The sequence below is a fragment of the Paracoccus sp. L-17 genome, assembly GCF_056857655.1.
This window is the reverse complement of sequence record NZ_JBSXNM010000042.1, coordinates 124,725-146,198: the sequence shown is the minus strand read 5'-3', so window position 1 is coordinate 146,198 and position 21,474 is coordinate 124,725. Positions and strand designations below refer to the sequence as shown.

18 protein-coding genes are annotated in these 21,474 nt (G+C 63.2%); 10 read left to right on the top strand and 8 right to left on the bottom strand.

The genetic code is table 11. The annotated features are described in order from the left end of the window. Window positions 1-5: 5 nt before the first annotated feature. Together AC13CR_RS12840 and AC13CR_RS12835 are read right to left on the bottom strand one after the other, a co-directional pair. Window positions 6-1,397, bottom strand: coding sequence for an ethylbenzene dehydrogenase-related protein (locus tag AC13CR_RS12840; protein ID WP_446238652.1), 1,392 nt, complete (start codon window positions 1,395-1,397; stop codon window positions 6-8). A gap of 428 nt (window positions 1,398-1,825) precedes the next feature. Then, window positions 1,826-3,052, bottom strand: a complete 1,227-nt coding sequence (locus AC13CR_RS12835; protein WP_482900846.1) for a class I SAM-dependent methyltransferase — start codon at window positions 3,050-3,052, stop codon at window positions 1,826-1,828. Between the two features lie 212 nt (window positions 3,053-3,264). Here AC13CR_RS12835 and AC13CR_RS12830 point away from each other — a divergent pair, with 212 nt between their 5' ends. The 3 genes from AC13CR_RS12830 to AC13CR_RS12820 all read left to right on the top strand — a co-directional run bounded on the left by AC13CR_RS12830 (window position 3,265) and on the right by AC13CR_RS12820 (window position 6,735). Then, window positions 3,265-3,957 (top strand): DUF4396 domain-containing protein, encoded by a 693-nt coding sequence (locus AC13CR_RS12830; RefSeq protein WP_446235446.1) that lies wholly within the window; start codon window positions 3,265-3,267, stop codon window positions 3,955-3,957. Then, window positions 3,944-4,597 (top strand): hypothetical protein, encoded by a 654-nt coding sequence (locus AC13CR_RS12825; RefSeq protein ID WP_292979050.1) that lies wholly within the window; start codon window positions 3,944-3,946, stop codon window positions 4,595-4,597. The genes AC13CR_RS12830 and AC13CR_RS12825 overlap by 14 nt, the downstream gene beginning before the upstream one ends. 359 nt (window positions 4,598-4,956) lie before the next feature. Then, window positions 4,957-6,735 (top strand): phosphatidylserine decarboxylase family protein, encoded by a 1,779-nt coding sequence (locus AC13CR_RS12820; protein ID WP_292956116.1) that lies wholly within the window; start codon window positions 4,957-4,959, stop codon window positions 6,733-6,735. 297 nt (window positions 6,736-7,032) lie between these two features. Here AC13CR_RS12820 and AC13CR_RS12815 read toward each other — a convergent pair whose 3' ends face one another. Genes AC13CR_RS12815 through iolD form a run of 4 tightly spaced genes read right to left on the bottom strand, consistent with a single transcriptional unit; the run spans window position 7,033 to window position 11,578 of the window. Then, the gene (locus tag AC13CR_RS12815; RefSeq protein ID WP_292956119.1) at window positions 7,033-7,863 is read right to left on the bottom strand and encodes a class II fructose-bisphosphate aldolase; all 831 of its coding nucleotides are present in this window, start codon (window positions 7,861-7,863) and stop codon (window positions 7,033-7,035) included. Then, the gene (locus AC13CR_RS12810; protein ID WP_293013551.1) at window positions 7,860-8,717 is read right to left on the bottom strand and encodes a 5-deoxy-glucuronate isomerase; all 858 of its coding nucleotides are present in this window, start codon (window positions 8,715-8,717) and stop codon (window positions 7,860-7,862) included. Before AC13CR_RS12810 ends, AC13CR_RS12815 begins: the two co-directional genes overlap by 4 nt. 12 nt (window positions 8,718-8,729) lie before the next feature. After that, window positions 8,730-9,710 carry a 5-dehydro-2-deoxygluconokinase gene (gene iolC / locus AC13CR_RS12805; protein WP_292956125.1) on the bottom strand — a complete coding sequence of 327 codons (981 nt, stop codon included), beginning with the start codon at window positions 9,708-9,710 and terminating at the stop codon, window positions 8,730-8,732. Beyond that, window positions 9,710-11,578 carry a 3D-(3,5/4)-trihydroxycyclohexane-1,2-dione acylhydrolase (decyclizing) gene (iolD, locus tag AC13CR_RS12800; RefSeq protein WP_482900845.1) on the bottom strand — a complete coding sequence of 623 codons (1,869 nt, stop codon included), beginning with the start codon at window positions 11,576-11,578 and terminating at the stop codon, window positions 9,710-9,712. The genes iolC and iolD overlap by 1 nt, the downstream gene beginning before the upstream one ends. Before the next feature lie 118 nt (window positions 11,579-11,696). On the opposite strand from iolD, the gene AC13CR_RS12795 reads away from it, so the two are divergent. From AC13CR_RS12795 to AC13CR_RS12785, 3 genes are read left to right on the top strand one after another with little or no spacing between them, the layout of a single operon-like run. Next, entirely contained in the window at window positions 11,697-12,800 is a 1,104-nt protein-coding gene (locus AC13CR_RS12795) for a Gfo/Idh/MocA family protein (protein WP_292979044.1), read from the top strand. Window positions 12,801-12,818: 18 nt separating this feature from the next. Then, window positions 12,819-13,712, top strand: coding sequence for a sugar phosphate isomerase/epimerase family protein (locus AC13CR_RS12790; protein WP_292956134.1), 894 nt, complete (start codon window positions 12,819-12,821; stop codon window positions 13,710-13,712). 12 nt (window positions 13,713-13,724) lie between these two features. Then, window positions 13,725-14,858, top strand: coding sequence for a Gfo/Idh/MocA family protein (locus AC13CR_RS12785; RefSeq protein ID WP_292956137.1), 1,134 nt, complete (start codon window positions 13,725-13,727; stop codon window positions 14,856-14,858). 13 nt (window positions 14,859-14,871) lie between these two features. On the opposite strand, the gene AC13CR_RS12780 is transcribed toward AC13CR_RS12785, so the two are convergent. Next, on the bottom strand, window positions 14,872-15,870 hold the full coding sequence (locus AC13CR_RS12780) for a LacI family DNA-binding transcriptional regulator (protein WP_292956140.1): 999 nt from the start codon (window positions 15,868-15,870) through the stop codon (window positions 14,872-14,874). A gap of 491 nt (window positions 15,871-16,361) precedes the next feature. Here AC13CR_RS12780 and AC13CR_RS12775 point away from each other — a divergent pair, with 491 nt between their 5' ends. From AC13CR_RS12775 to iolG, 4 genes are all read left to right on the top strand, one after another. Continuing rightward, complete coding sequence (locus AC13CR_RS12775; RefSeq protein WP_292956143.1) at window positions 16,362-17,306, top strand: sugar ABC transporter substrate-binding protein; 945 nt, start codon at window positions 16,362-16,364, stop codon at window positions 17,304-17,306. A gap of 92 nt (window positions 17,307-17,398) precedes the next feature. Then, entirely contained in the window at window positions 17,399-18,475 is a 1,077-nt protein-coding gene (locus AC13CR_RS12770) for an ABC transporter permease (protein WP_446233525.1), read from the top strand. A gap of 11 nt (window positions 18,476-18,486) precedes the next feature. Further along, on the top strand, window positions 18,487-19,317 hold the full coding sequence (locus tag AC13CR_RS12765; protein ID WP_292956149.1) for an ATP-binding cassette domain-containing protein: 831 nt from the start codon (window positions 18,487-18,489) through the stop codon (window positions 19,315-19,317). A 79-nt stretch (window positions 19,318-19,396) separates the two neighbouring features. Beyond that, window positions 19,397-20,401, top strand: coding sequence for an inositol 2-dehydrogenase (gene iolG, locus AC13CR_RS12760; RefSeq protein WP_292956152.1), 1,005 nt, complete (start codon window positions 19,397-19,399; stop codon window positions 20,399-20,401). 233 nt (window positions 20,402-20,634) lie between these two features. On the opposite strand, the gene AC13CR_RS12755 is transcribed toward iolG, so the two are convergent. Then, window positions 20,635-21,318 (bottom strand): fumarylacetoacetate hydrolase family protein, encoded by a 684-nt coding sequence (locus tag AC13CR_RS12755; RefSeq protein WP_292956155.1) that lies wholly within the window; start codon window positions 21,316-21,318, stop codon window positions 20,635-20,637. Between the last annotated feature and the right edge of the window lie 156 nt (window positions 21,319-21,474).

Genomic DNA, 21,474 nt, shown 5'->3' with positions numbered 1-21,474 from the left:
CAGGCTCATGCCGTCCCCTCCGGGCGACGGAACAGCAGGACCGTGGCGACGCCGAATGCCACGATCAGCGACAGGCTGAGCCCCAGGGTCCAGAGCCATTGGCGGCGGATCTGCGGAGCAAATTCCATCTCGATCCCGTAAAGCGCAAGCTGGCGTTCGCTGTGCTGGTAGGCGGCCGGCACACGCGCCGCGATCCGGTCCGCGCCGGGGTGCTGGCGCGGGTCGGTCAGGCGACCCCAGGTGACCTGGCCGGGATAATAGATCGGCACCTCGGTCCAGGGACCGGTGAAATCGGGCTGGCCCGGCGGGGACGGGCGTGCGGTGATCTGCGCCGGCTGGTCCAGCCCCAGCGAGACCGGCAACGAGACATAGTGCCAGCGCATCGTGGCCGAGTTGCGAAACACCGCGAAGGCCAGGTCATAGCTGCCGCCCTCGCGGAAGATCTTGTCTTCCAGCGGATCGCCGGTATCCATGGCGCGTTGCAGCGTCACGTCCCAGAACCCGTTGCGCCAGCGCGCCGCGGCCGGCATGGCGATGTCCGCGCGCGATCCCGTACCCGCCCGCAGCACCTGCGCCGGAAGGGTGTCGCCCTCTTGCCAGCCGGCGGCCGGATCGAAAGGCACCGCTGCGGCCTGCGACAGGAAATAGGCGGTGTCGAACCCGACCTCTCCGGCGGTCGCGGCATCGACGGTCAGCGGCGCGCCCGGATCGGTGTCGGGGTCGAACATGAAGCGCGGCGAGCCTGTCCTCTCGTCGAAGTTGGAAATGTAGGGCGCCATGCCTGCATCCGGTTCGCGCGCCGCGCCGACAGATGTATCATCGGCCTGCGCCAGCGGATTGGTGCGGGCGGACTGCCAATCCCACAGATCGAGGAAATAGCCCGCCTCGCGCAGTTGTTGCAGTTCACTGGCCGGGCGGATGCTGTCGAAATTGTTTGGCTCCGCGCGCGTTTCGGGCAGGTATTTGCTGCGTTCCTCCGCGGTCTCGGGCACGCCGGTGAAGCTGGTCAGCCCGTCGCCGACGGTGATATAGCCGCCATAGCGCGAGAACAGCGGCACCGATCCGTCATCGACCATCATTGCCACGCGGTCCTGCACCAGCCGGTCCGGGTCCGGCCCGACCTCGGACCCCTTGCGCAGAGACCAGCCACCGTTTTCAAGGACAAGCAGGTCGTTGATCAGGTTCGGATCGGGCGCCGGCCAGCGATATCGGAACCAGATCGTCTCGCCGTCATAGGCGACCTTGACCTGCAAGGTGCTGTTCAATTCGTCGGGAATGACGATGTTGCGTTCGGGATCGTCCCTGACGATGCCGGTGCCATGCGTCAGCCAGGCCGCGACCAGCAGGCCTGAAAAGATCGCCGTTGAGGCGACCAGATACGTCACTCGTGTTGCCATTCCATCGTCCCCCTCCGCGGGCGGGCTTGTGCGCTGCCGCGAATTCACGTCTGTTTCATGGTCGAAGGTCGGTCTGACCAGACGCTTCCCACCGCTTGATCGTCATCGTTCCTTCCTTGACCGCCGGATCGTCGCGCCGGCTTCAGGTAAGGACGCTTGGCCGCGCGATCCATTACTGATCCCGTTGATCCTGGGCGAATTCTGGCAGCCGCTTCGCGCGAAGACCGGCGGCACACGGCAGCCGCGTTTTTCTGGCCGGTCGATCCGGGGCCCGCAGCGGCAGGGGCTTCATGCCGCCTGCCAGTGCGCTGGTTTCCCCATCCGGGTCATGCGCGGGGCTGGAAATCACATCTAGGGATTGCGTCGGATCGGCGCAGGATCTGGTCCGGACCCTTCGGCCGACCGGCGCGATCCGGGAATCGTTGGCGCTACTCGGCCGCCATGTCGCGTTGTTGCATCCGGGGCGCGGCGTAGAGATAGTCCCGCGTGATCGGCACGGCGTCTACCTTGCGGGCAAGCTGCACCTGGAACACGACCTGCCTGTTGTGGCGGAAGGTCTGTTCGCATGCCGCAAGATAGTATCGCCACATGCGGCAGAACCGGTCGTCATAGAGGTCGCGAACACGGTCGATGTTTGACATGAAACGGTCGTGCCAATGGCGCAGGGTAAGGGCGTAGTGCATCCTCCAGACCTCGATGTCCTGAGACATCAGATCGGCCTTTTCCGCCGCTGCCATCATTTCCGACAATGCCGGGATATAGCCGCCCGGGAAGATGTATTTCTCGATCCAGGGTGAATTGGCGCCGGGGGGCAACGTGCGGCCGATGGTATGGATCAGGGCGATGCCATCGGGCAGCAGCTTGTCGTGAACGGTGCGAAAATACTCGCGGTAATGCGGGCTTCCGACATGTTCGAACATGCCGACAGAGACGACGCGGTCGAACCTGCCCTCGACCTCGCGATAATCCATCAGCTGAAACCTCGCCCGGTCGGACAACCCGGCGGCGCGGGCGCGTTCATTGGCAACGCGGTGCTGTTCTTCGCTGAGCGTGACGCCAAGCACCCGGGCGCCGTGATCACGCGCGAGGGTCAGCCCCAGGCCGCCCCAGCCGCACCCGATGTCCAGCACGTTCATGCCCGGCTCGATCAGCAGTTTTTTGGCGATATGCGCCTTTTTCTGCGCCTGCGCCTGCTCCAGCGTGTCCGTTTCCGAATGGAAATAGGCGCAACTGTACTGCTTGTCGGCGTCGAGAAAGAGATCGTAGAGTTCGCCCGACAGATCATAATGGTGCGCAACGCGTGCGCGCGCGCGTCTTGCCGGGTTATATTGACGGGTCACGCGCGCCAGATAACGCAATTTCCACAACATGCGATGAAGGGGATGCTTCCACGCATTCGCGCTGTTGAGAATGGCGAGCCGCAGAAATCCGTGAAGATCGTCGCCATCGATCGTGAAGGTGCCGTCCATGTAGCCTTCTCCGATCCCCAGATCCGGGTTCAGCGTGATGCGGCGGGGCAAGCTTGGATCGTTTATCCGGACCGTCACCGGCTGGCCCGTGCCGTCCCCGTAACGGCTGGGTGATCCCGTGGGCGGGTGGACAATCAGGGTTCCCTGCCGCACCGCCTGTCTCAGCAACTGGTCAAGAAATGTCATCCACATCAGGATTTACCCATGCAGCAGCATATCCGGGGTCGGCGCCGTTATTCGAACGGTGCCGCCCGCTGAACGTTCTGTAAAGGCGGGATGTTCCCCGCATCCTGCCGAAAAGTCGCCCGGACTGCGGAACCTGAAAGCAGCCGGATGGTTGAACCCTCGGGTGCCTGCGCCGCGCGGGCCGGAATGTTGGACTGCCCGGAGGGCCCGCAGTGGCGTTTCCTGGATTTCTTGCAGAGCCGTGGTTCGTCCTGTCCTGGTATGGGTTCGGCATGGCCGCGGCGGCCTGGGCGCTTTACGACATGCTGGCCGTCAATACCGCGGTCAATCCGCCGCTCAAGGCCGCTTGGCCGATCATCTTCTTCTTCTTCTCGATCCTGGGCCTGGCGCTTTACTGGCTGACCTGCCGACCGTCGGGCATCGCCGAGATGGACGAGAAGGAAAAGCAGACGGTCCATCACGATTATGTAAACAATACGTTCTACAAGACCAACGGCGCGCTGATCCACTGCGTCGGCGGCGACGGGCTGGGGATCATGACCGCCATGATCGTGCTGCGTCTGGTCGGCGTGACCTTCTGGCAGGAATTCTGGATCGAATATGCCGTGGGCTTCGCGTTCGGCTGGCTGATCTTCCAGCTCTGGGCCTTCCTGCTGCAGGATAACGGTCTTGTCGCGGCGCTGTGGAAGGCATTCCGGGCCGAGTTCTTTTCCATGGCCTCGGTCATGATCGGCATGGGGGTGGTGATGTCGCAGGTCACGCCGCGGGTCGTTGGCGAGCAGCCGCCGCCCGAGACCTACGCCTTCTGGGGTTTTGCCAGCTTCGGTCTGCTGGCGGGCGCGCTGCTGACGGTGCCGGTAAACTACGTCCTCATCAGGGTTGGATGGAAACATGGGATGTCGTGAAACCCTTCGCGCCGGTCTTGCAGCCGGGCTTCTTCTTGCCGCCGCGCCGGCGCAGGCTCAGCAGGAGGCTGCGCCGCCGACCCGAGAGGTCGCGCTGCGCGACGGTGCCGCGACACAGTTGCAGACGGCCGTCGAAGACCTCGATACCGGCCGTCGGGCGCAGGCCGTTCCGGCGCTGGACGAAGCCTATCGTGTGCTTGAGGTTGCCAGCCAAGGCGCCGGCGGGACCGGCCCCTTTGCAGAGGCCGAGGCATCGGTCGCCAAAGCGCGCCGTCAGTTGCAGAACGGCCGCCCCGAAGACGCCGCGTCGCGCCTGCGCGATACCGCCGCCGCGCTGGCTGCCTCCCGGCCGTCGCCCCTGTCGCAGATGCCCGGGCAGCAGGACTACCGCGGCGCGATCCTCATCAATTCCGAAGGCCGGATGCTTGGCGAATTGCGCGGCACGGATTCGGCGGGGGCCGTTGTGGCGATGATCGGCGACTGGCAGGATACGCTGGGATTTCTCGACCTTGGGGGGCGTGCGGCCGATCTGCCGCAGGACCGGCTGGTGTTCGGAGAACCGAACGCATTGGGGACCGTCATGGTCGTGCTGGCGGATCCGGCCGAGCAGGACGGAGTGATCGAACGCTGGGGGCGATAGACTTTCGCGGTTCGGGCCGAAGCGGTCCGAAGCCCGTATCTTGGCAACATCGCCACCAAACAGCCGTTTTGCCGGATCCCTGAATCCGGGGCTTACGGCGGGCGCGGCGATGTGGCCGCCGGCCATCCGGGCAGTCGCGCGGTCCGGGCGTCCGGATCTGCGGGAATATCGCCATCCCGCACCATGATTCCCGATGCGAATATCACAGACTCCGAATTGAGAAACGCGCTTTGACCCGTAAGTAAAAAAATCGCGAAAATTCTTGCTTAAGGCGAGTTTTTGGCTAACACTATGACATGACTTGCTAAAATCGATTCCTGGACAACGCGGCCCTCACCGATCAAAAGGATTGACCAGCCATGACAATTTCGTCCGTCTCGGCCGCCAGAAAGATGGGCGGAAGCAGCGTCGATCATATCCATGACCAGATGGATTCCGATCCGCATTATCCGTTCAATCTGGTCAGCAGCTGGCTTCCCCATCCGTCCAGCAATTCGATGCGGCTGTTTCTGGATCAGGTGCTGAATACCGAACCGACCGAATATCAGCCCAGCGTGCAGGCCATGGACGACCTGCTCAGCGACAATCCGGTCCTCACCTATCTGATCGAAGATGCCTGCAAGCAGAACGGCAATATCCACGTGTCCGACCTGGCGGCGGCCGAAGCTGTCAATTTCCCGCGTATTGCCAGCAAGGATGAGCTTTTGCAGGCGTTCAACACCCTGCTGACCCAGACACCGCAATTCATCGACAACGAACTGGTCGGATTGCCGTTTTCCGCGCTTGTCGTGGGAATCGACCCGACCCAGAGCGGTATGACCCTGTTCCGCCTGCCGATGTTCAACGAAAAGATGTCGGATATCCTGAACGAATGGAACACATATCTGGGCAGTTCAGCCTCGAACTGGGTGTTCGGCACCGAAGGCGAACAATGGCTGTCATCGGCTGCGAAGAAATCCTATCAGTTCGAGGTATGGCAGAAGGACAGCGAAACCCTGCCCTATTGGACCAGCTGGAATTCCTTTTTTACCCGCCAGTTCAAGGACAAGGACGCCTCGCGTCCGGTCGCCGCCGCTGACAGCAACCGGATCGTCGTCAGCGCCAATGATGGCTCTCTGTTCCGATGGGACGAGAACATCGCAGCCCAGGATGTATTCTGGTTCAAAGACATGCTGTATTCGCTGTCCGACATCCTGTCGTCCGAGCTTCCCGATCAGCAAAAGATCATTGACGATCACAAGCTGATCGATCTTTTTACCGACGGGTCCATCTTTCAGACCTATCTGAACCCCTACAATTTTCATCGCTGGTGGTGCCCGGTGAACGGACAGGTCCTGTTTGATCCGCTGGCCGTTCCGGGATATTTCTTCAACAAGCTGGTGATCCCTGATTTCGCCGGCGCCACGACCGCTTCGCTGCCCTATCTGGCGCAGGTGAATGCCCGCGGAATCATGGTCATCAAGACCCCCGATTATGGCTATGTCTGCTGCATTCCGTTGGGAATGAGCGAGGTATCATCGATCGTGTTCGATGCGGCAATGACCGGGAATCCGCAGGTCAGCAAGGGCCAGGAAATGGGCAAATTCGAATATGGCGGATCTTCCTTTGCGCTGATCTTCCAGAAGATACCGGGCAAGCGGCTGATCTTTCAGAATGCCGCAGGAGACGTCTACCAGAAGCAGCCCGTCCTGCCCAAGGGCAGCGCCAGCACCGGCGGGAACATCACCCTGATCGGGTCGCAGATCGGGCAATGGCAGGATGTCGTCCATGATATCGCTGCCGATCTGCCATGGCAGAGCATCGGCTATGTCAATGAAGGCGACGCCTATGCGCTGAAATATGTCGGCAATCTGTGGACGGCAAATCCCGGTATCGACGATGGCAACCTTTATGACGCGAACGGGTCCAGCCTCACCGCGACCCAGCCTGCCTATGCGATGGTCGGGGCGCCGGAGGGTGCGCTGATCGGGCGGATCGGGACCAATCCGCCGTTCCTCGTCGGCGATGGCGCGATCACGCCCAAGGGTCAAACCGGTCTGCTGCAACTGGTCATCAACGACGACCTTGCCGGTAAATATGGCGCGGGACTGACCGACAACGAAGGCCAGGTCTCGGTCGCGGTCACTCCGGCCGGATAACGCCGCCCGTTGCCGTCCGACAACAAAGGCAAGCTCGCCCTGTCGATGGCCTGCGCTGGATCCGGCGCAACATCCTGAAGGCCGACCCGGCGGTGCAAGACTGCAGATTGTATCCGCAATCTGCGCAGAATGAACTGCACGTCTTCAAAGAAGGTTTCGCCGGCGGCAATATCCCGATGCTCGCGCAAGCGACGCTTCAGCAAACGAAGGCGGATCGCCCAGGACCGACCTCACTGCTGTCGGCTTGGGCGATGGACGGGTCGTGCCCTTGATCCGGGAAGTCGGTCTTGAGGTCCATCACTCTTTCTTGAAAGCCTTCAGCACGCTTCGAGTCGCCGTCACCAGCGGATCATGAATGTCCCTGAGGATCTGCACACGGTCGAAGCGATCGGGATCCTGCATGACTGCCTGTCGCAATGCCTGCCCAAAGGCCATGCGCAGTTCCGTTCCGATGTTGAACTTGCAGACCTTTGAGCCGCGGGCCAGTGCCCGCCGCTGCGTCACCGGCACGCCGGAGCCGCCGTGAATGACCAGCGGCACATCTGTCCTGGCCTCGATCGCGCGGATCCGGGCTTCGTCGAGACCGCCCTCCTTGTTTCGCTGCAGGTGAACGTTGCCGACGGAAATGGCCATGGCATCGACGTTGGTCGCCCGTGCGAATTCCGCCGCCTCGGTCGGATCCGTGCCGGCAGAGGCGTCGCCGTCAGCATATCCGACAAAACCGATTTCGCCCTCGCAGGACACGCCCGCCGCGTGGGCCATCTCGACGATGGTCGCGGTCTCATCGATGTTTCTGGCAAGCGGCATGCGCGAGCCGTCGTACATGACCGAAGTGAACCCCGCATCGATGGCCATGCGGCATTCGTCGCTGCTGTAGCCGTGATCGAGATGCGCAACCACCGGGATGGAGGCATGTTCGGCCAGGTGCCGGAACATGGCGCCCAGCACGGGCAGCGGCGTATGCTCGCGGCAGGACGGACCGGCCTGCAGGATCACCGGCACCCCCTCGGCCTCGGCAGCGGCCACATAGGCGCGCATGTCCTCCCAGCCGAGGGTGACAAGCCCGGCCACGGCGTATCCGTCCCGCAGCGCGGGCTGCAGCACCTGCGAAAGTGTTGCCAGAGTCATTTGAACTTGGCCACCATGTCCATGATCCCCGGTATCGTGTGCAATTGTTCGGCATGGGTCGGCTGGAAATACTGTTTCAGGCTTCGCTGGCTCAGCCCGCCGAGGATGGTGAAATAATACATCTCGTAGCCCGGCAGCACGGCGCAGGGGTGATAGCCCTTGTCGATCAGGATCGTCGAGCCGTTCATGATGTGATAGGCATCGCCCGGCACGTTGTCCTCGCGCTGAAGCATCTGCATGCCCGAGCCGCAATCGGGCCGGAAGCGGAAATTGTAGGTCTCGTCGTGCCGGGTCTCGACGATTTCCCCGTCCTCGTCCACGCGATCGGAATCGTGCTTGTGGCTGGGAAAGCCCGACCAGCCGCCTTGCCCGACGGTATACAGTTCCGATACCAGAAGGCGGCCCACCCTGCCGTGCTGCCTGGAGCCGAGGATGTGCTTGATCTTGCGGTGGGTCTTGGTCTCGTCCGAGCCGTATTGCACGAGGTCGAGTTCGGCCTCGCGAACATCAAACGGCTCGAGCACCCTGTCGAACTTCGCCCCGGCGATGAATATTTCGGCCGTGTCGCTGACGCAGGTCAGCCGGGTCCGCGCGCCGACCGGAACATAGACGCCCTCGGGCTCGCCGTCCCAGACATCGACGCCGCGACGGCCAAGCCGCTCGAATATCGCGCCCTCGACATCCAGATCGACCGTGCCGGTCGCGGGCACGACGCAGGTCTCGTAGCCCGGAACGGCATAGTCGAAACCTTCACCCTTTTTCAGCTTGACGATGTTGAAGTAGTTCAGCGGCACGAGGTCGTGGTCGACATCGACGATCGGGGTGTTGGCATTGTCATGGGGGGCGATATGCATCTGCCTCTCCTTTCAGGTGTTGCTGGGGCCGGGATGCGCGGCGAGAAAATCGTCAAGCTCGGCCGCGGTGGGCATGGCAGGGGCACAGCCGGGTCGGCTGACCACGATCGAGGCGCAGGCCGAGCCGCGCAGGACAGCCTCCTCGAGCGGTCGCCCCCCGGCAAGTGCGGCCAGCAGTCCCGCGAGGAAGCTGTCCCCCGCGCCGTTGGGCTTGACAGCTGTGACGGGGTAGATTCCGGAACGGATCTCTCTGCCCTCGGCGAAGGTGATCGCGCCCTTGTGGCCCATCTTGTAGATCACCGTCTTGCCCGCCGCAGCGAATTCGCGGGCCTTGTCCAGTCCCTTGTCCAGTCCGCCGGCCATGAAGCCGAATTCCTCGTCATTGCCGACGATCAGGTCGCTTTCCTCGCCTGCACGGATCAGCACCATCGAGGCGACCTGCGGCGAAGGCCAGCTATAGGCGCGGTAGTCGATATCGAAGATCACCGGCAGGCCCGCCTCGCGGGCTTTCTCGAAGGCCCGGAAGGTCGAGGACCGCGAGGGCTCGGCCGCGAAGACGGTGCCTGCGGTGACAAGCGCGCCGAAGGCGGCGTAGTCGACCCGGTCCACGTCTGCTTCCGTGACCTGAAAATCGACCGCGTTGTTGCGGTAGATGCAAAGCTGGAAATCCTCCATCGTGCTTTCGTACACGGCAAGAGAAACGCGATGCTCGCCGCCCAGAACCTTCACATACCGGGTGTCAACGCCGTAGCCGCGCAGCTTGTTTGTGCAGAAGCGGCCCACGGTGTCGTCGCTGACCGAGGTGACCAGCGCCGATTGCATTCCCAGCTTGCAAAGTCCCGCGCAGATATTGGCCGATGAGCCGCCAAGATCGGCACGGAAGGTTTCGGCATGCTCGGCCTTGGTGCCGGGTGGCTCGGCGAACATGTCCATGCCGGCGCGTCCCAGCACGACGAAGCGGCCTTTGCGAATACCGTCGATCAGGCGATCCATCACACGCCCCGCCGCTGCTTGGCGCGGGTGGTTTCCCATTCTTCATGGGCGGCACGGACCTTCTTGCTGTCGCTGACATGCGGGGTGCCGACCTCCCACCAGGCGTGACCTTCGGTGGTCCACCCCTCGTAGGGGTCCACTTCCATGACGATCACGCAGGTCTTGTCCGATGCCTTGGCGCGCTTGAAGGCCTCGGCCAGCTCGGTGGGGTTGGCGACCTTCTGGGCGGCGGCGCCCATCGAGGCCGCATGGGCCGCAAAGTCCACGCCGAAGGGCTGCGGGATTGTCGGGCAATGTTCCAGAAGATTGTTGAAGCTTTCGTTCCCGGTATTGTTCTGCAGCTTGTTGATGACCGCGAAGCCGCCGTTGTCGAGCACCAGCACGATCAGTTTCTTCTGGCTGAGCACCGAGGAATAGATGTCGGAATTCAGCAACAGGTATGACCCATCGCCGCAGAAGGTGATGGTGTCGCGGTCTGGTTCTTGCTCGGCCTGGGCGATGCGCGCACCCCAGGCGCCCGCGATTTCGTAACCCATGCAGGAAAAACCGAACTCGACATCCACCGTGCCGGTCTCGAGGGTGCGCCAGTTCGCGGTCACTTCGGCCGGCAGCCCGCCGGCGGCGGCCACCACCCGGTCTCGCGGATCGCAATGGGCATTCACGACGCCGATGGCCTGGGCATAGGAGTTGGGCCGGTTGCCGGGTTTGACGTTCTCGGCAACGTAGGCGTCCCATTTTTTCCGTTCGTCCTGCGCGAAGCGCACCCAGCCTTCGGGGGCGGTGTAATCGAGTGTCTCGGCAAGGGCGTCGAGCGCCAGCCTGGCATCGCCGACCACCGGCAGGGACATGTGCTTGCTTGCGTCGTGGCGGGCGGCGTTGACCGAAACGATCTTCGCGTCCTTGGCAAAGGCGGTCCAGGAGGCGGTTGTAAAGTCCTGAAGCCGCGTGCCGACGGCAAGGATCACGTCCGCTGCCTCGGCCACCGCGTTGGCGCTGGTCGATCCGGTCACGCCGATCGGTCCGATATTGAGCGGATGCGCGGCCACCAGATTGGCGCGCCCGGCGATGGTCTCGACCACGGGGATCCGGTGCGCCTGGGCAAACGCGGTCAGTTCGGCCACGGCGCGGGAATATTGCACCCCGCCACCGGCGATGATCATCGGCCGTTCGGCCCCCTTCAGCGCCGCGACGGCATCGGCGATTTCGGCGACGTCGGGTGCCTGGCGGCGGATTCGGTGCACCTTCCTGTCGAAGAACCTGGCCGGATAATCATAGGTCCAGCCCTGCACGTCCTGCGGCAATCCGATAAAGGCCGGTCCGCAATCGGCGGGATCCAGCATGGTCGCAAGGGCCGCGGGCAGCGACTGGATGACCTGCGCCGGATGGCAGATGCGGTCCCAGTAGCGGCTGACCGACTTGAAGGCGTCGTTTACCCCGAAGGTCGGGTCGTTGAAATTCTCCATCTGCTGAAGCACCGGATCGGGCAGGCGGGTGATGAAGGTATCCCCGCAGAGCATCAGGATCGGCAGCCGGTTGGCATGGGCAAGCCCTGCCGCGGTCAAGAGGTTGGCCGTGCCCGGCCCGGCCGAGGCGGTGCAGAACATGAAGCGTTGGCGAAGCCATTGCTTGGCATAACCCGCGGCGGCAAAGCCCATCCCCTGTTCGTTCTGTCCGCGATACAGCGGCAACTGGTCATGGACGCGGTTCAGGGCTTCGCCCAGGCAGGTGACGTTTCCATGCCCGAAGATGCCGAAGCCGCCGCCGCAGACGCGCATTTCCCGTCCGTCGATCTCGATGAACTGGTTGGACAGCCAGCGGATGATCGCCTGGGCCGTGGTCAGCCGGATGGTGTCGTTGGACGCGGTCATCTCTGCGCGAACCCCCGTTGAATATTTCCGATCGCTGGCGAATGCAGCTTGCGAGTTGTCGATTCTCACGATACGTTTTTTGCAACCGGTTGCAATCAAAATCTGGCAGGAGGACAGCTTGACCCAAATTGGCATCGGCATTCTGGGCGGCGGGTATATGGGCAAGGCACATGCCGTGGCCATGTCCGCGGTCGGCGCGATCTTCGACACGACCCTGCGGCCCCGGCTCGAAATGGTCTGTGCCTCGTCCCCCGACAGCGCGGAACGCTATCGCGCCGCCTACGGCTTTGCCCGCGCCACTTCGGATTGGAAGGCCCTGGTCGACGATCCCGGCGTCGAAGCCATCGTCATCGCCACGCCGCAAGAGACGCATCGAATGATTTCCGAGGCGGCTTTCGCGCAGGGCAAAGCGGTCTTCTGCGAAAAACCCATGGGTGCCTCGCTCGAGGACAGCGCCGCCATGGTCGCCGCGGCCGAGAATGCGGGCGTCGTGAACATGGTCGGCTTCAACTATATCCGCACCCCCGCCAGTCAGTTCGCCCGTCACCTCGTCGCCGCCGGAGAGATCGGAGAAATCACCTGGTTCCGGGGCGAACATACCGAGGATTTCCTGGCCGACCCCAAGGCCCCGGCCACCTGGCGGACCAGCGGCATGGCCAATGGCACGATGGGCGATCTTGCCCCGCATATGGTCAACGGCGCCCTGGCGCTGATGGGGCCGATCATCTCGGTGGCGGGCAGCTACGAGACCGTTCACAAGACGCGCCCCGGCGGCGAGGTCAGCAACGACGATCACGCCCAGATGATGTGCCGGTTCGAGAACGGCGCGATGGGGCAGATGTATTTCTCGCGCATCGCGACCGGCCGCAAGATGGGTTTCGCCTATGAAATCAGCGGCACCAGGGGCGCGATCCGGTTCGACCAGGAAGACCAGAATGCGATCTGGCTCTACCGGATGGAGGGCCCCGAGGCAGAGCGCGGCTTCACCAGGATCCTGACCGGTCCGGCGCATCCCGACTACGCGCCATTCTGCCAGGGGCCGGGCCATGGCACCGGCTACCAGGACCAGATCATCATCGAGGCCAGGGATTTCCTGCATGCGATCGAGACCGGTCAGCCGCATTGGCCCTGCTTTCGCGACGGGCATGAGGTCAATCGGGTCATCGCCGCGATGCGCGCCTCGGCCGACGCCGGGACCTGGACCGACATCAAAGATTTCTGATCACCGGAGAACGCAGGCATGACCATCAGAATCGGCAACGCGCCCTGCTCGTGGGGGGTGGAATTCGCAGAGGATCCCCGGAACCCGGCATGGCGGACCGTTCTCGCAGAATGCGCTGCGGCGGGTTACAAGGGGATCGAACTCGGCCCCGTGGGCTTCATGCCAGAGGATCCCGGGATCCTGTCGGACGCATTGGAGGAACACGGGCTCGAGCTGATCGGCGGCGTCGTCTTCCGCCCCTATCATGACCCCGAAGCCTGGAAGGACGTGCTTGACGCCACCCACCGCACTGCGCGCGCGCTCAGGGCCCATGGGGCCCAGCATCTGGTGCTGATCGATTCCATCTCGCCGCGCCGCGCGCCCACCGCCGGCCGTGCCGGCGAGGCCGAACAGATGGACCGCGCCGAATGGATCGCCTTCCGCGACCGAATCGCCGAAAGCGCGCGGATCGGGGCCGAGGAATACGGCCTGACGGTGGGTATTCATGCCCATGCCGCGGGTTTCCTGGACTTCGAGCCGGAACTGGAACGCCTGCTGGACGAGGTCGATGAGACGATCCTCGGGATCTGCTTCGACACCGGGCACCATTCCTATGCCGGCTTCGACCCCGTGGCCTTCATGAAAAAGCATATCGGCCGAATTTCCTACATGCACTTCAAGGATATCGACCCGAGGGTAAAGGCCGAGGCGATCCGGAACCGCACCGGGTTCTATGATGCCTGCGGACAGGGCATCTTCTGCAACCTCGGTGAGGGTGACGTGGACTTTCCGGCCGTTCGCCAGGTCCTGCTGGACGCCGGCTTCGAGGGCTGGTGCACGGTCGAGCAGGACTGCGATCCCACCCTCGATGTCTCGCCGATCAAGGATGCCGGGGCGAACCGCGAATATCTCGAATCCATCGGCTTCAAGTAAGGGGAACAGGCCATGACCAAGCTGAAATGGGGCATGATCGGCGGCGGAGAAGGCAGTCAGATCGGCCCGGCCCACCGGCTGGGCGCGCTGGCCGATGGCCGTTTCGAATTCGCCGCCGGCGCGCTTGACCACCGACCCGAGGCCGGACGCGCCTATGCGCGGCGGCTGGGAATCGCGGCCGACCGCGCCTATGGCGACTGGCAGGAGATGCTGTCAGCCGAAAAAGGCCGTGCCGACCGCATCGATCTTGTGACCATCGCCACCCCGAATGCCACGCATTTCGAGATCACCAAAGGTTTTCTCGAAGCCGGGTTCAACGTGCTTTGCGAAAAGCCGATGACCATGACCGTCGAGGAGGGTGAGGAAATCGTCCGCGTGGCCAGGAAATCCGGCCGGATCTGCGCAGTCAACTATTGCTATTCGGCCTATCCGATGATCCGCCAGGCCCGCGCCATGGTCCGGGCGGGAGAGATCGGCAAGGTTCGCCTGGTAATCACCAATTTCAGCCACGGCCATCACGGCGACGCCAAGGATGCCGACAACCCCCGGATCCGCTGGCGCTATGATCCGAAGATGGCAGGGGTTTCCGGCCAGTTCGCCGATTGCGGCATCCATGCCCTGCATATGGCCGGTTTCCTGTGCGACGACGAGGTGGAACGGCTCTCGGCCGATTTCGCCTCCACCATCCCGGGCCGCGCGCTGGAGGATGATGCGATGGTCAATTTTCGGATGGAGAGCGGCATTGTCGGCCGGCTCTGGACCTCGTCCGTGGCCATCGGGCGGCAGCACGGTTTCGACGTCCAGGTCTTTGGCGAGACGGGCGGGCTTCGATGGGCGTCCGAGCAGCCGAACCAGTTGATCTACACGCCCTTGGGTGGCCGCACGCAGATCATCGAGAAGGGCGAAAGCGGGCTGCACGAGGAAGCACGGCGCCTGTCTCGCGTGGCTGTCGCCCACCCCGAGGGCTTCCCCCTCGCCGTGGCCAATATCTATTGCGACCTGGCCGATGCCATCGCCGGAGAGCCCCGCGACGGGTTGCCCGACGCGGCGGCGGGTGTGCGCTCGATGGCGGCGGTCCATGCGGCCGTGACCTCGGCAAGAGCCAGCGGCGCCTGGACGGAGGCCCGGCCGCCGATGTTCCGCTGAGCGCGCCGATCGGTCAGGCAGGGGCGCGCAGGGTGCCCCGCTCGACCACCGGGCAGGAATAGATCCGCGCCTCCGGATGGCGATCGGGGTCTTTCAGCAATGCCAGCATCAGTTCGATCGACGAGGTGACGATCTGCTCGATCGGTTGATGGATCGTGGTCAGGTTGATGTTCTCCCATCGGGCCATTTCCATGTCGTTCAAGCCGATGATCCCGATATCCGCAGGGCACGAATAGCCGCTGTCGGCGATGGCCGAGAGCGCGCCGATGGACAGGACGTCATCGCCGCAGAAATAGGCCTGGGCCGGCCCGGCCTTCAGCAGGCGCAACATCTCCTGACGTCCGGCGTCGAAGGAATAGGCGAGGGCGAAGGAATGGCTGACCCGGATTTTCGGATGCGCCGCCAGTTCGGACATGAACCCGGCAAACCGGTCCTGGGTCGAGGTCGCGATCTCGGGTCCGCCAAGAAAGGCGATGTCGCGATAGTCGCGCTCGACCAGGGTGCGCGCGGCCAATCGGCCCGCTTCGCGGTTGTCGATCCCGACAACATGGACCTTCGGCGAGGAGGAATATCGGCCAAAGGCATGCACAACCGGCACGCCGGCATCCCGGAAGGCCATGGCGAAATCCGAAGGCAGAGTGGATGAGGCGACGACCACGCCATCGACGGAATACTGCCGCAGCATGCGAACCGAATTTTCCGGATCCGTTTCGTTCGACAGGTTCACGAGCAAGGGGCGCAATCCCCGGTCTTGCAGGCCGCGGGTAAAAAGGTCGAAGACCTGCAGAAAGATCGGATTGAGGAAGTTGTTGGAAACCAGGCCGATCAGCTTGGTCCGGCCCGTGGTCAGCGAGGAAGCCAGTGCATTGGGACTGTAGCCAAGCTCTCTTGCGGCCTTTTCCACCTTGCGGCGCATTGTCGTGGAAACCGATGCGCCATCCGTGAAGGTGCGCGAAACCGCAGAGCGCGAGACACCCGCCCTTTCAGCGACATCCTTCAGAGTCACCGGCATCCCGTGATCGCCTCCGCAAAAATGGTGAACGGCGGACTCATACATGCGTTTGCCCGACGGTGACATGAATAAAACTGCCAGCCAGTATTTGCAACCGGTTGCAATTCGCGTCAATCTATGTTTACTTCTATCTCGGAATGTTGGGGCTCCGCCCTGAAGGTCGGGACAGCCGGGAGATGGGGATGGAATCCGGACTTGCGAAGCTTCTTGCGTCACAGCCGATCGTGAGGCCGGGCTTGCGCGCGACCGGACAAGTCCGGCGCCCGGCCTGCCGGTTTCTTCATCCCGAACCGGATCTGACCGTCATGGCGGGACAGCTCCAACCGGAATTCGACAGAACATGGTGTCCTTTGCCATCAATGCCATGACGGTTCCAAACATCGGCTGAACATGTCGGTCGCTGCCGCGACCGCCTGGAACCCGCTTTGCCACAAAAAGCGGCATGATCCGGCATTGATCAAGGTGAGCCGGACACCAATGGAGGAGGAAAGATGAAGAAAACGATCATTGCAGGGGGGCTGGTGTCGCTCCTTTCGACGGCGGCGATGGCCGAATCGATCGGGGTATCGATGTCATCGTTCGACGACAATTTCCTGACCGTGCTCAGAAACGGCATGATGGAATACGCCGGCAGCCTCGAGGATGTCGATATACAGGTCGAGGACGCGCTGAACGATGTCGGCAAGCAGCTTGACCAGATCAACAATTTCATCGCCTCGGGCGTCGACGCGATCATCGTGAATCCGGTCGATACCTCGGCCACGCAGGCCATGTCGGACGCCGCCAATACGGCGGGTGTGCCGCTTGTCTATGTCAACCGGGAACCGATCAATGTCGATTCGATGCCGGACAACCAGGCCTTCGTCGGCTCGGACGAGCGCGAATCGGGGTCGCTGCAAACGGTCGCGATCTGCGATATGCTGGGCGCCGCCGGCAAGGATCCGGCCGAGATCTATATCCTCATGGGCGAATTGTCGAACCAGGCCGCCGTGGTTCGGACGCAGGACATCAGCGACGTGATCGAAGGCGGCGAATGCGCGGTCGAGATAGACGTCATCGACAGGCAGACGGCGAACTGGCAGCGCGACGAGGCGCAGGACATGATGACGAACTGGCTGTCAACCGGCCAGCCATTCGACGCCGTCATCGCCAACAACGACGAAATGGCCATCGGCGCGATCCAGGCGATGAAGGCTTCGGGCATCGCGATGGAGGATGTGGTCGTGGGTGGCATCGACGCGACTCGCGATGCGCTCCTTGCGATGGCGGCGGGCGAACTTGACGTGACCGTGTTTCAGGACGCCGCCGGGCAGGGCGCGGGTTCGATCGATGCCGCGCTGGCGCTGGCGCGTGGCGAGGAAGTCGATCGCAAGGTCTACATCCCGTTCCAGCTCGTGACGCCCGAGAACATGTCCGACTTCACCACCCAGAACTGAGCGTTTCACGCTCGAAAGGCCCCGAGGCGGCGCAATTCCGCGCCGTCTCCCGACCTCCGGCCAGTGAGGCCGGGCAAGGAGGAGAACCCGAGATGGCGGAATCACCACATGGGGTCGGCGGACTTGCCTTTGACGCATCGAAACGCGGTCTGCCGCCCGAGGCCGGCGTCGCCATCGGCCTGGCATTGATCGTCCTCGCGTTCGAAGTGCTGGGCCGGTTCCTGATGAATGACAGCTTTCTGTTCAACACGCGGGACAACATCGACGGTCTGTTCAACACCGCGCGGTTGCAGATCATCATCCTTCAGGTCTCGATCATCGGAATCATCGCGCTCGGCGTGACGCAGGTGATCATCACCGGCGGGATCGACCTGTCGTCAGGCTCTGTCGTCGGTGCAACGGCAATGATCGCCATGAGCTTTGCCCAGGTCGGCCAGATCAACGGCATCGAGAATAGCCGCGCGGTCTTTTTCGAGCAGGGCTGGGTCGACCTGCCGCTGATCGTGCCCATGATCGTGGCGCTGGCCTGCGGTCTGGTCGCGGGGCTGATCAACGGCCTGCTTGTCGCCTATACGGGTATCCCGCCCTTCATCGCGACGCTTGGCATGATGGTGTCGGCCCGCGGCGTCGCGAAGTGGTGGACCGCGGGCCAGCCCGTATCCTTCCCGACGGAAAGCTACACGGCGATCGGATCGGGCATGATGCCGGTCTTCATCTTCACGTTCCTCGCGATCCTGTTTCACCTGATCCTGAAATACACCGTCTATGGCAAGCACACCTATGCCATCGGCTCGAACGAGGCGGCCGCGCGGATGTCCGGCATCAAGGTCGCGCGACACAAGGTTCTGGTCTATTCCATCGCCGGTCTGCTGGCGGGCATCGCCGCGCTGGTGCTCAGTTCCAAGAACCTGACCGCCCAGGCCGGCATGGGCCTGATGTATGAACTCGATGCCATCGCGATGGCCGTGATCGGGGGAATCTCGCTTCAGGGTGGCCGCGGGACGATCCTCGGCACCGTGCTGGGCGCGCTGATCTTCGGGGTGATCATCTCGGGTTTCACCTTCCTGCGCCTCGACGCCTACTACCAGGAGATGGTCAAGGGCGCGATCATCGTGGGTGCCGTCGTTCTGGACCAGTGGCGCCAGAAACGCGCCGCGGCAAAGGCTTGAGGGAGAACATCATGGCCAGCGATATCCAGACCAACATCTCGGGCGCCGAGGCGCCGCATCCGCGGGTCGAACCGGCCGAGGTCATCCTGCGAACCGAGGGGCTGACCAAGCATTATGGCGGCGTTCACGCGCTGGTGGATTGCAACTTCGAGATCCGCAAGGGCGAGCACGTGGCGATCATGGGCGACAACGGGGCCGGCAAGTCGACCTTCGTGCGCCAGATCACCGCGGTCGAACAGAAGACCGCCGGCAGGATCTGGTTCAATGGCGATTATGTCGAGTTCGATGGGCCGCTGGCGGCGCGCGAGGCCGGCATCGAGACGGTGTTCCAGAACCTTGCGCTGGCCGATCATCTGGATGTGCCCGACAACCTGTTCCTGGGTCGCGAATTGCGCAAGTTCAATCTTGGGCCGTTCTCGATCCTCGATTACAAGGGAATGCGAAAGGCCACGCTGGCGGGACTGGAGAAGACCGGCGTGAAGATCCCCAACATCCGCAACACGATCCAGCACATGTCGGGCGGCCAGCGCCAATGCGTCGCCATCGCCCGCACCGCCACCTTCCATTCCAAGCTGACCATCATGGACGAACCGACCGCCGCGCTTGGGGTTCAGGAAACCGTTCAGGTCGAAAACATCATCCGCACGCTGAAGGAACAGGGCGAGCCACTGATCCTGATCAGCCACAACATGCGGCAGGTGATGGACCTCTGCGACCGAATCGTGGTCTGGCGCCGCGGCCGCATCTGCGCCAACCTGCGCAAGCAGGACACCAGTGGCGAGGATGTCGTCGCCTACATCACCGGCGCCAAGACCCAGCCGGAATACGCCGAAACCGCCTGAGATTTTCCGCAAGGGATTCGTCGCGGATCCTTCCAATCAGAAACCGGCGCACAGACTGCGCCCGCCAAAGGGATTCATCATGGTTCTCAGGCTCGCCATCCTCGGTGCTGGCCGCATCGGCAAGACCCACGCGCAAGCGGTCGCGGCCACCAATGGCGCACAATGCGTCGCGGTCGCCGATCCGGTCGCCGATGCGGCCCAGGCGCTTGCCGGCAAATACGGCGCCAGCGTCCGGACCATCGACGAGATCGAAACCGCGCAGGACGTCGATGCCGTCATTATCTGTACGCCCACCGACACCCACGCCGACCTGATCGATCGGTTCGCCCGGGCCCGCAAGGCCGTATTCTGCGAAAAGCCGGTGGACCTGTCGGTGGCGCGCGTCCAGCAATGCCTTGCCGTCGTCGAGGAGACGGGGACGACGCTGATGGTCGGCTTCAATCGCCGCTACGACCCCGACTTCCTGGCGCTGAAGTCCGCAATCGACGCCGGCCATATCGGCAACGTGGAGATGGTGACGCTGACCTCGCGCGATCCGGGGCCGCCGCCTTATGACTATATCGAACGCTCGGGCGGCATATTCAAGGACATGACCATCCACGACTTCGACGTCGCCCGCTGGCTGCTTGGAGAAGAGGTGGAATCGGTGCAGGCCGCGGCTTCGGTGCTTGTCGACCGCGAGATCGGGCGCCTGGGCGACCATGACAGCGTCAGCGTCATCCTGCGGACGGCCGGCGGTCGGCAATGCACGATCACGAACTCGCGCCGCGCCACCTATGGCTACGACCAGCGAATCGAAGTGCTGGGCTCTGAAGGGGCGCTTGCGGTCGAGAACATCCACCAATCCCGGACCACGCTGGCCAATGCCGGCGGATTCACGCGCCCCCCGCTTCTCGACTTTTTCATGACGCGCTACAGCGCGGCCTACGCGGCCGAGATCGCCACCTTCGTGCAGGTGATAGAGAGCGGCGGCTTGCCGCCAACGACCGGCCATGATGGCCTGATGGCACTCGTCCTCGCCGAGGCGGCAGCCCGCTCGGTCGCCGAAAAGCGGCTGGTCTCGATTTCGGAGGTGCTGCCTTGAGCAAATCGTTCGAATTCGTCACCGGCCAATGCGCGATCGGGCCTCCAAGGTGCAAGCCGGCGGGCGGTGCCTGGCGAAACCCGCGTCCAGTCCGATAATGTCGATCCTGCGGCACACGCAGCAGTATCGCGCAGATTGGTCCTTGCGCCGAGCCCTTGAAAGCAGGTGCATGGAAAAGACGATGGTGAGGCATCGCATGCAGCGTCGCCCCGGCCGGATCTGTCCCTGTGAAATCAGACGACCTTGACGGTCAGCGTTCCGACGCCTTCGATCGCGGCTTCCAGCACGTCACCCTTCGCGATGGCGTTCACACCCGACGGCGTTCCGGCCATGATGACGTCGCCGGCCGCCAGCTCGAAATATTCTGAAAGATACGAGATCATCTCGGGCACCTTCCAGATCATCTGGTTCAGGTCTCCCTCCTGCCGCAGCTCGCCGTTGACCTTCAGCTCGATCCGTCCCTGATCGGGATGGCCGACCTCGGAGACAGGCCGCAGCGGACCGACCGGGCCAGAGCGTTCGAATGCCTTCCCGATTTCCCACGGGCGACCCAGCTTCTTCGCCTCGCCCTGAAGATCGCGCCGCGTCATGTCAAGGCAAACGCCATAACCCCAGACGTGATCCAGAGCCCGGTCCAGCGGGATGTTCGTGCCGCCGGATTTCAGACCGACAAGCAGTTCTACCTCGTGATGAACATCCGACGAGTGGGGCGGATAGGGAAATTCGCCCGATGGATCCAGGTTGTCGGGGTTCTTCTGGAAGAAGAACGGGGGCTCGCGATCGGGATCATGCCCCATTTCGACCGCATGGGCCGCAAAGTTGCGGCCGATACAGTAAACGCGCCGCACGGGAAAGCTGCCGCCGTCCCCGGCGGGAATGACATGCGCTTGCGGTGTGGGGATGACATGATCCGGCATTGCTGTTCTCCTGAACGCTTGGTGGTCGAAGACCCGATCCGTGATTGATCGCGCGACGTCTTTCACGCCGGCCGAGAAGACGGCGCCTTCGACCGATTATTCGAAGAATTCGCGCATGATTGGCAAGTGGTCGCGAGGGTCGCACGAACAACCATT

What these genes read in the sequence shown, in the direction of transcription:
- AC13CR_RS12840 (WP_446238652.1), bottom strand. Translation starts at nt 1,397, where the DNA reads ATGGCAACACGAGTGACGTATCTGGTCGCCTCAACGGCGATCTTTTCA.
- AC13CR_RS12825 (WP_292979050.1), top strand. Translation starts at nt 3,944, where the DNA reads ATGGGATGTCGTGAAACCCTTCGCGCCGGTCTTGCAGCCGGGCTTCTT.
- AC13CR_RS12755 (WP_292956155.1), bottom strand. Translation starts at nt 21,318, where the DNA reads ATGCCGGATCATGTCATCCCCACACCGCAAGCGCATGTCATTCCCGCC.
- AC13CR_RS12810 (WP_293013551.1), bottom strand. Translation starts at nt 8,717, where the DNA reads ATGCATATCGCCCCCCATGACAATGCCAACACCCCGATCGTCGATGTC.
- AC13CR_RS12765 (WP_292956149.1), top strand. Translation starts at nt 18,487, where the DNA reads ATGGCCAGCGATATCCAGACCAACATCTCGGGCGCCGAGGCGCCGCAT.
- iolG (WP_292956152.1), top strand. Translation starts at nt 19,397, where the DNA reads ATGGTTCTCAGGCTCGCCATCCTCGGTGCTGGCCGCATCGGCAAGACC.
- AC13CR_RS12835 (WP_482900846.1), bottom strand. Translation starts at nt 3,052, where the DNA reads ATGACATTTCTTGACCAGTTGCTGAGACAGGCGGTGCGGCAGGGAACC.
- AC13CR_RS12815 (WP_292956119.1), bottom strand. Translation starts at nt 7,863, where the DNA reads ATGACTCTGGCAACACTTTCGCAGGTGCTGCAGCCCGCGCTGCGGGAC.
- AC13CR_RS12785 (WP_292956137.1), top strand. Translation starts at nt 13,725, where the DNA reads ATGACCAAGCTGAAATGGGGCATGATCGGCGGCGGAGAAGGCAGTCAG.
- AC13CR_RS12790 (WP_292956134.1), top strand. Translation starts at nt 12,819, where the DNA reads ATGACCATCAGAATCGGCAACGCGCCCTGCTCGTGGGGGGTGGAATTC.
- AC13CR_RS12770 (WP_446233525.1), top strand. Translation starts at nt 17,399, where the DNA reads ATGGCGGAATCACCACATGGGGTCGGCGGACTTGCCTTTGACGCATCG.
- AC13CR_RS12780 (WP_292956140.1), bottom strand. Translation starts at nt 15,870, where the DNA reads ATGCCGGTGACTCTGAAGGATGTCGCTGAAAGGGCGGGTGTCTCGCGC.
- AC13CR_RS12820 (WP_292956116.1), top strand. Translation starts at nt 4,957, where the DNA reads ATGACAATTTCGTCCGTCTCGGCCGCCAGAAAGATGGGCGGAAGCAGC.
- iolC (WP_292956125.1), bottom strand. Translation starts at nt 9,710, where the DNA reads ATGGATCGCCTGATCGACGGTATTCGCAAAGGCCGCTTCGTCGTGCTG.
- AC13CR_RS12775 (WP_292956143.1), top strand. Translation starts at nt 16,362, where the DNA reads ATGAAGAAAACGATCATTGCAGGGGGGCTGGTGTCGCTCCTTTCGACG.
- iolD (WP_482900845.1), bottom strand. Translation starts at nt 11,578, where the DNA reads ATGACCGCGTCCAACGACACCATCCGGCTGACCACGGCCCAGGCGATC.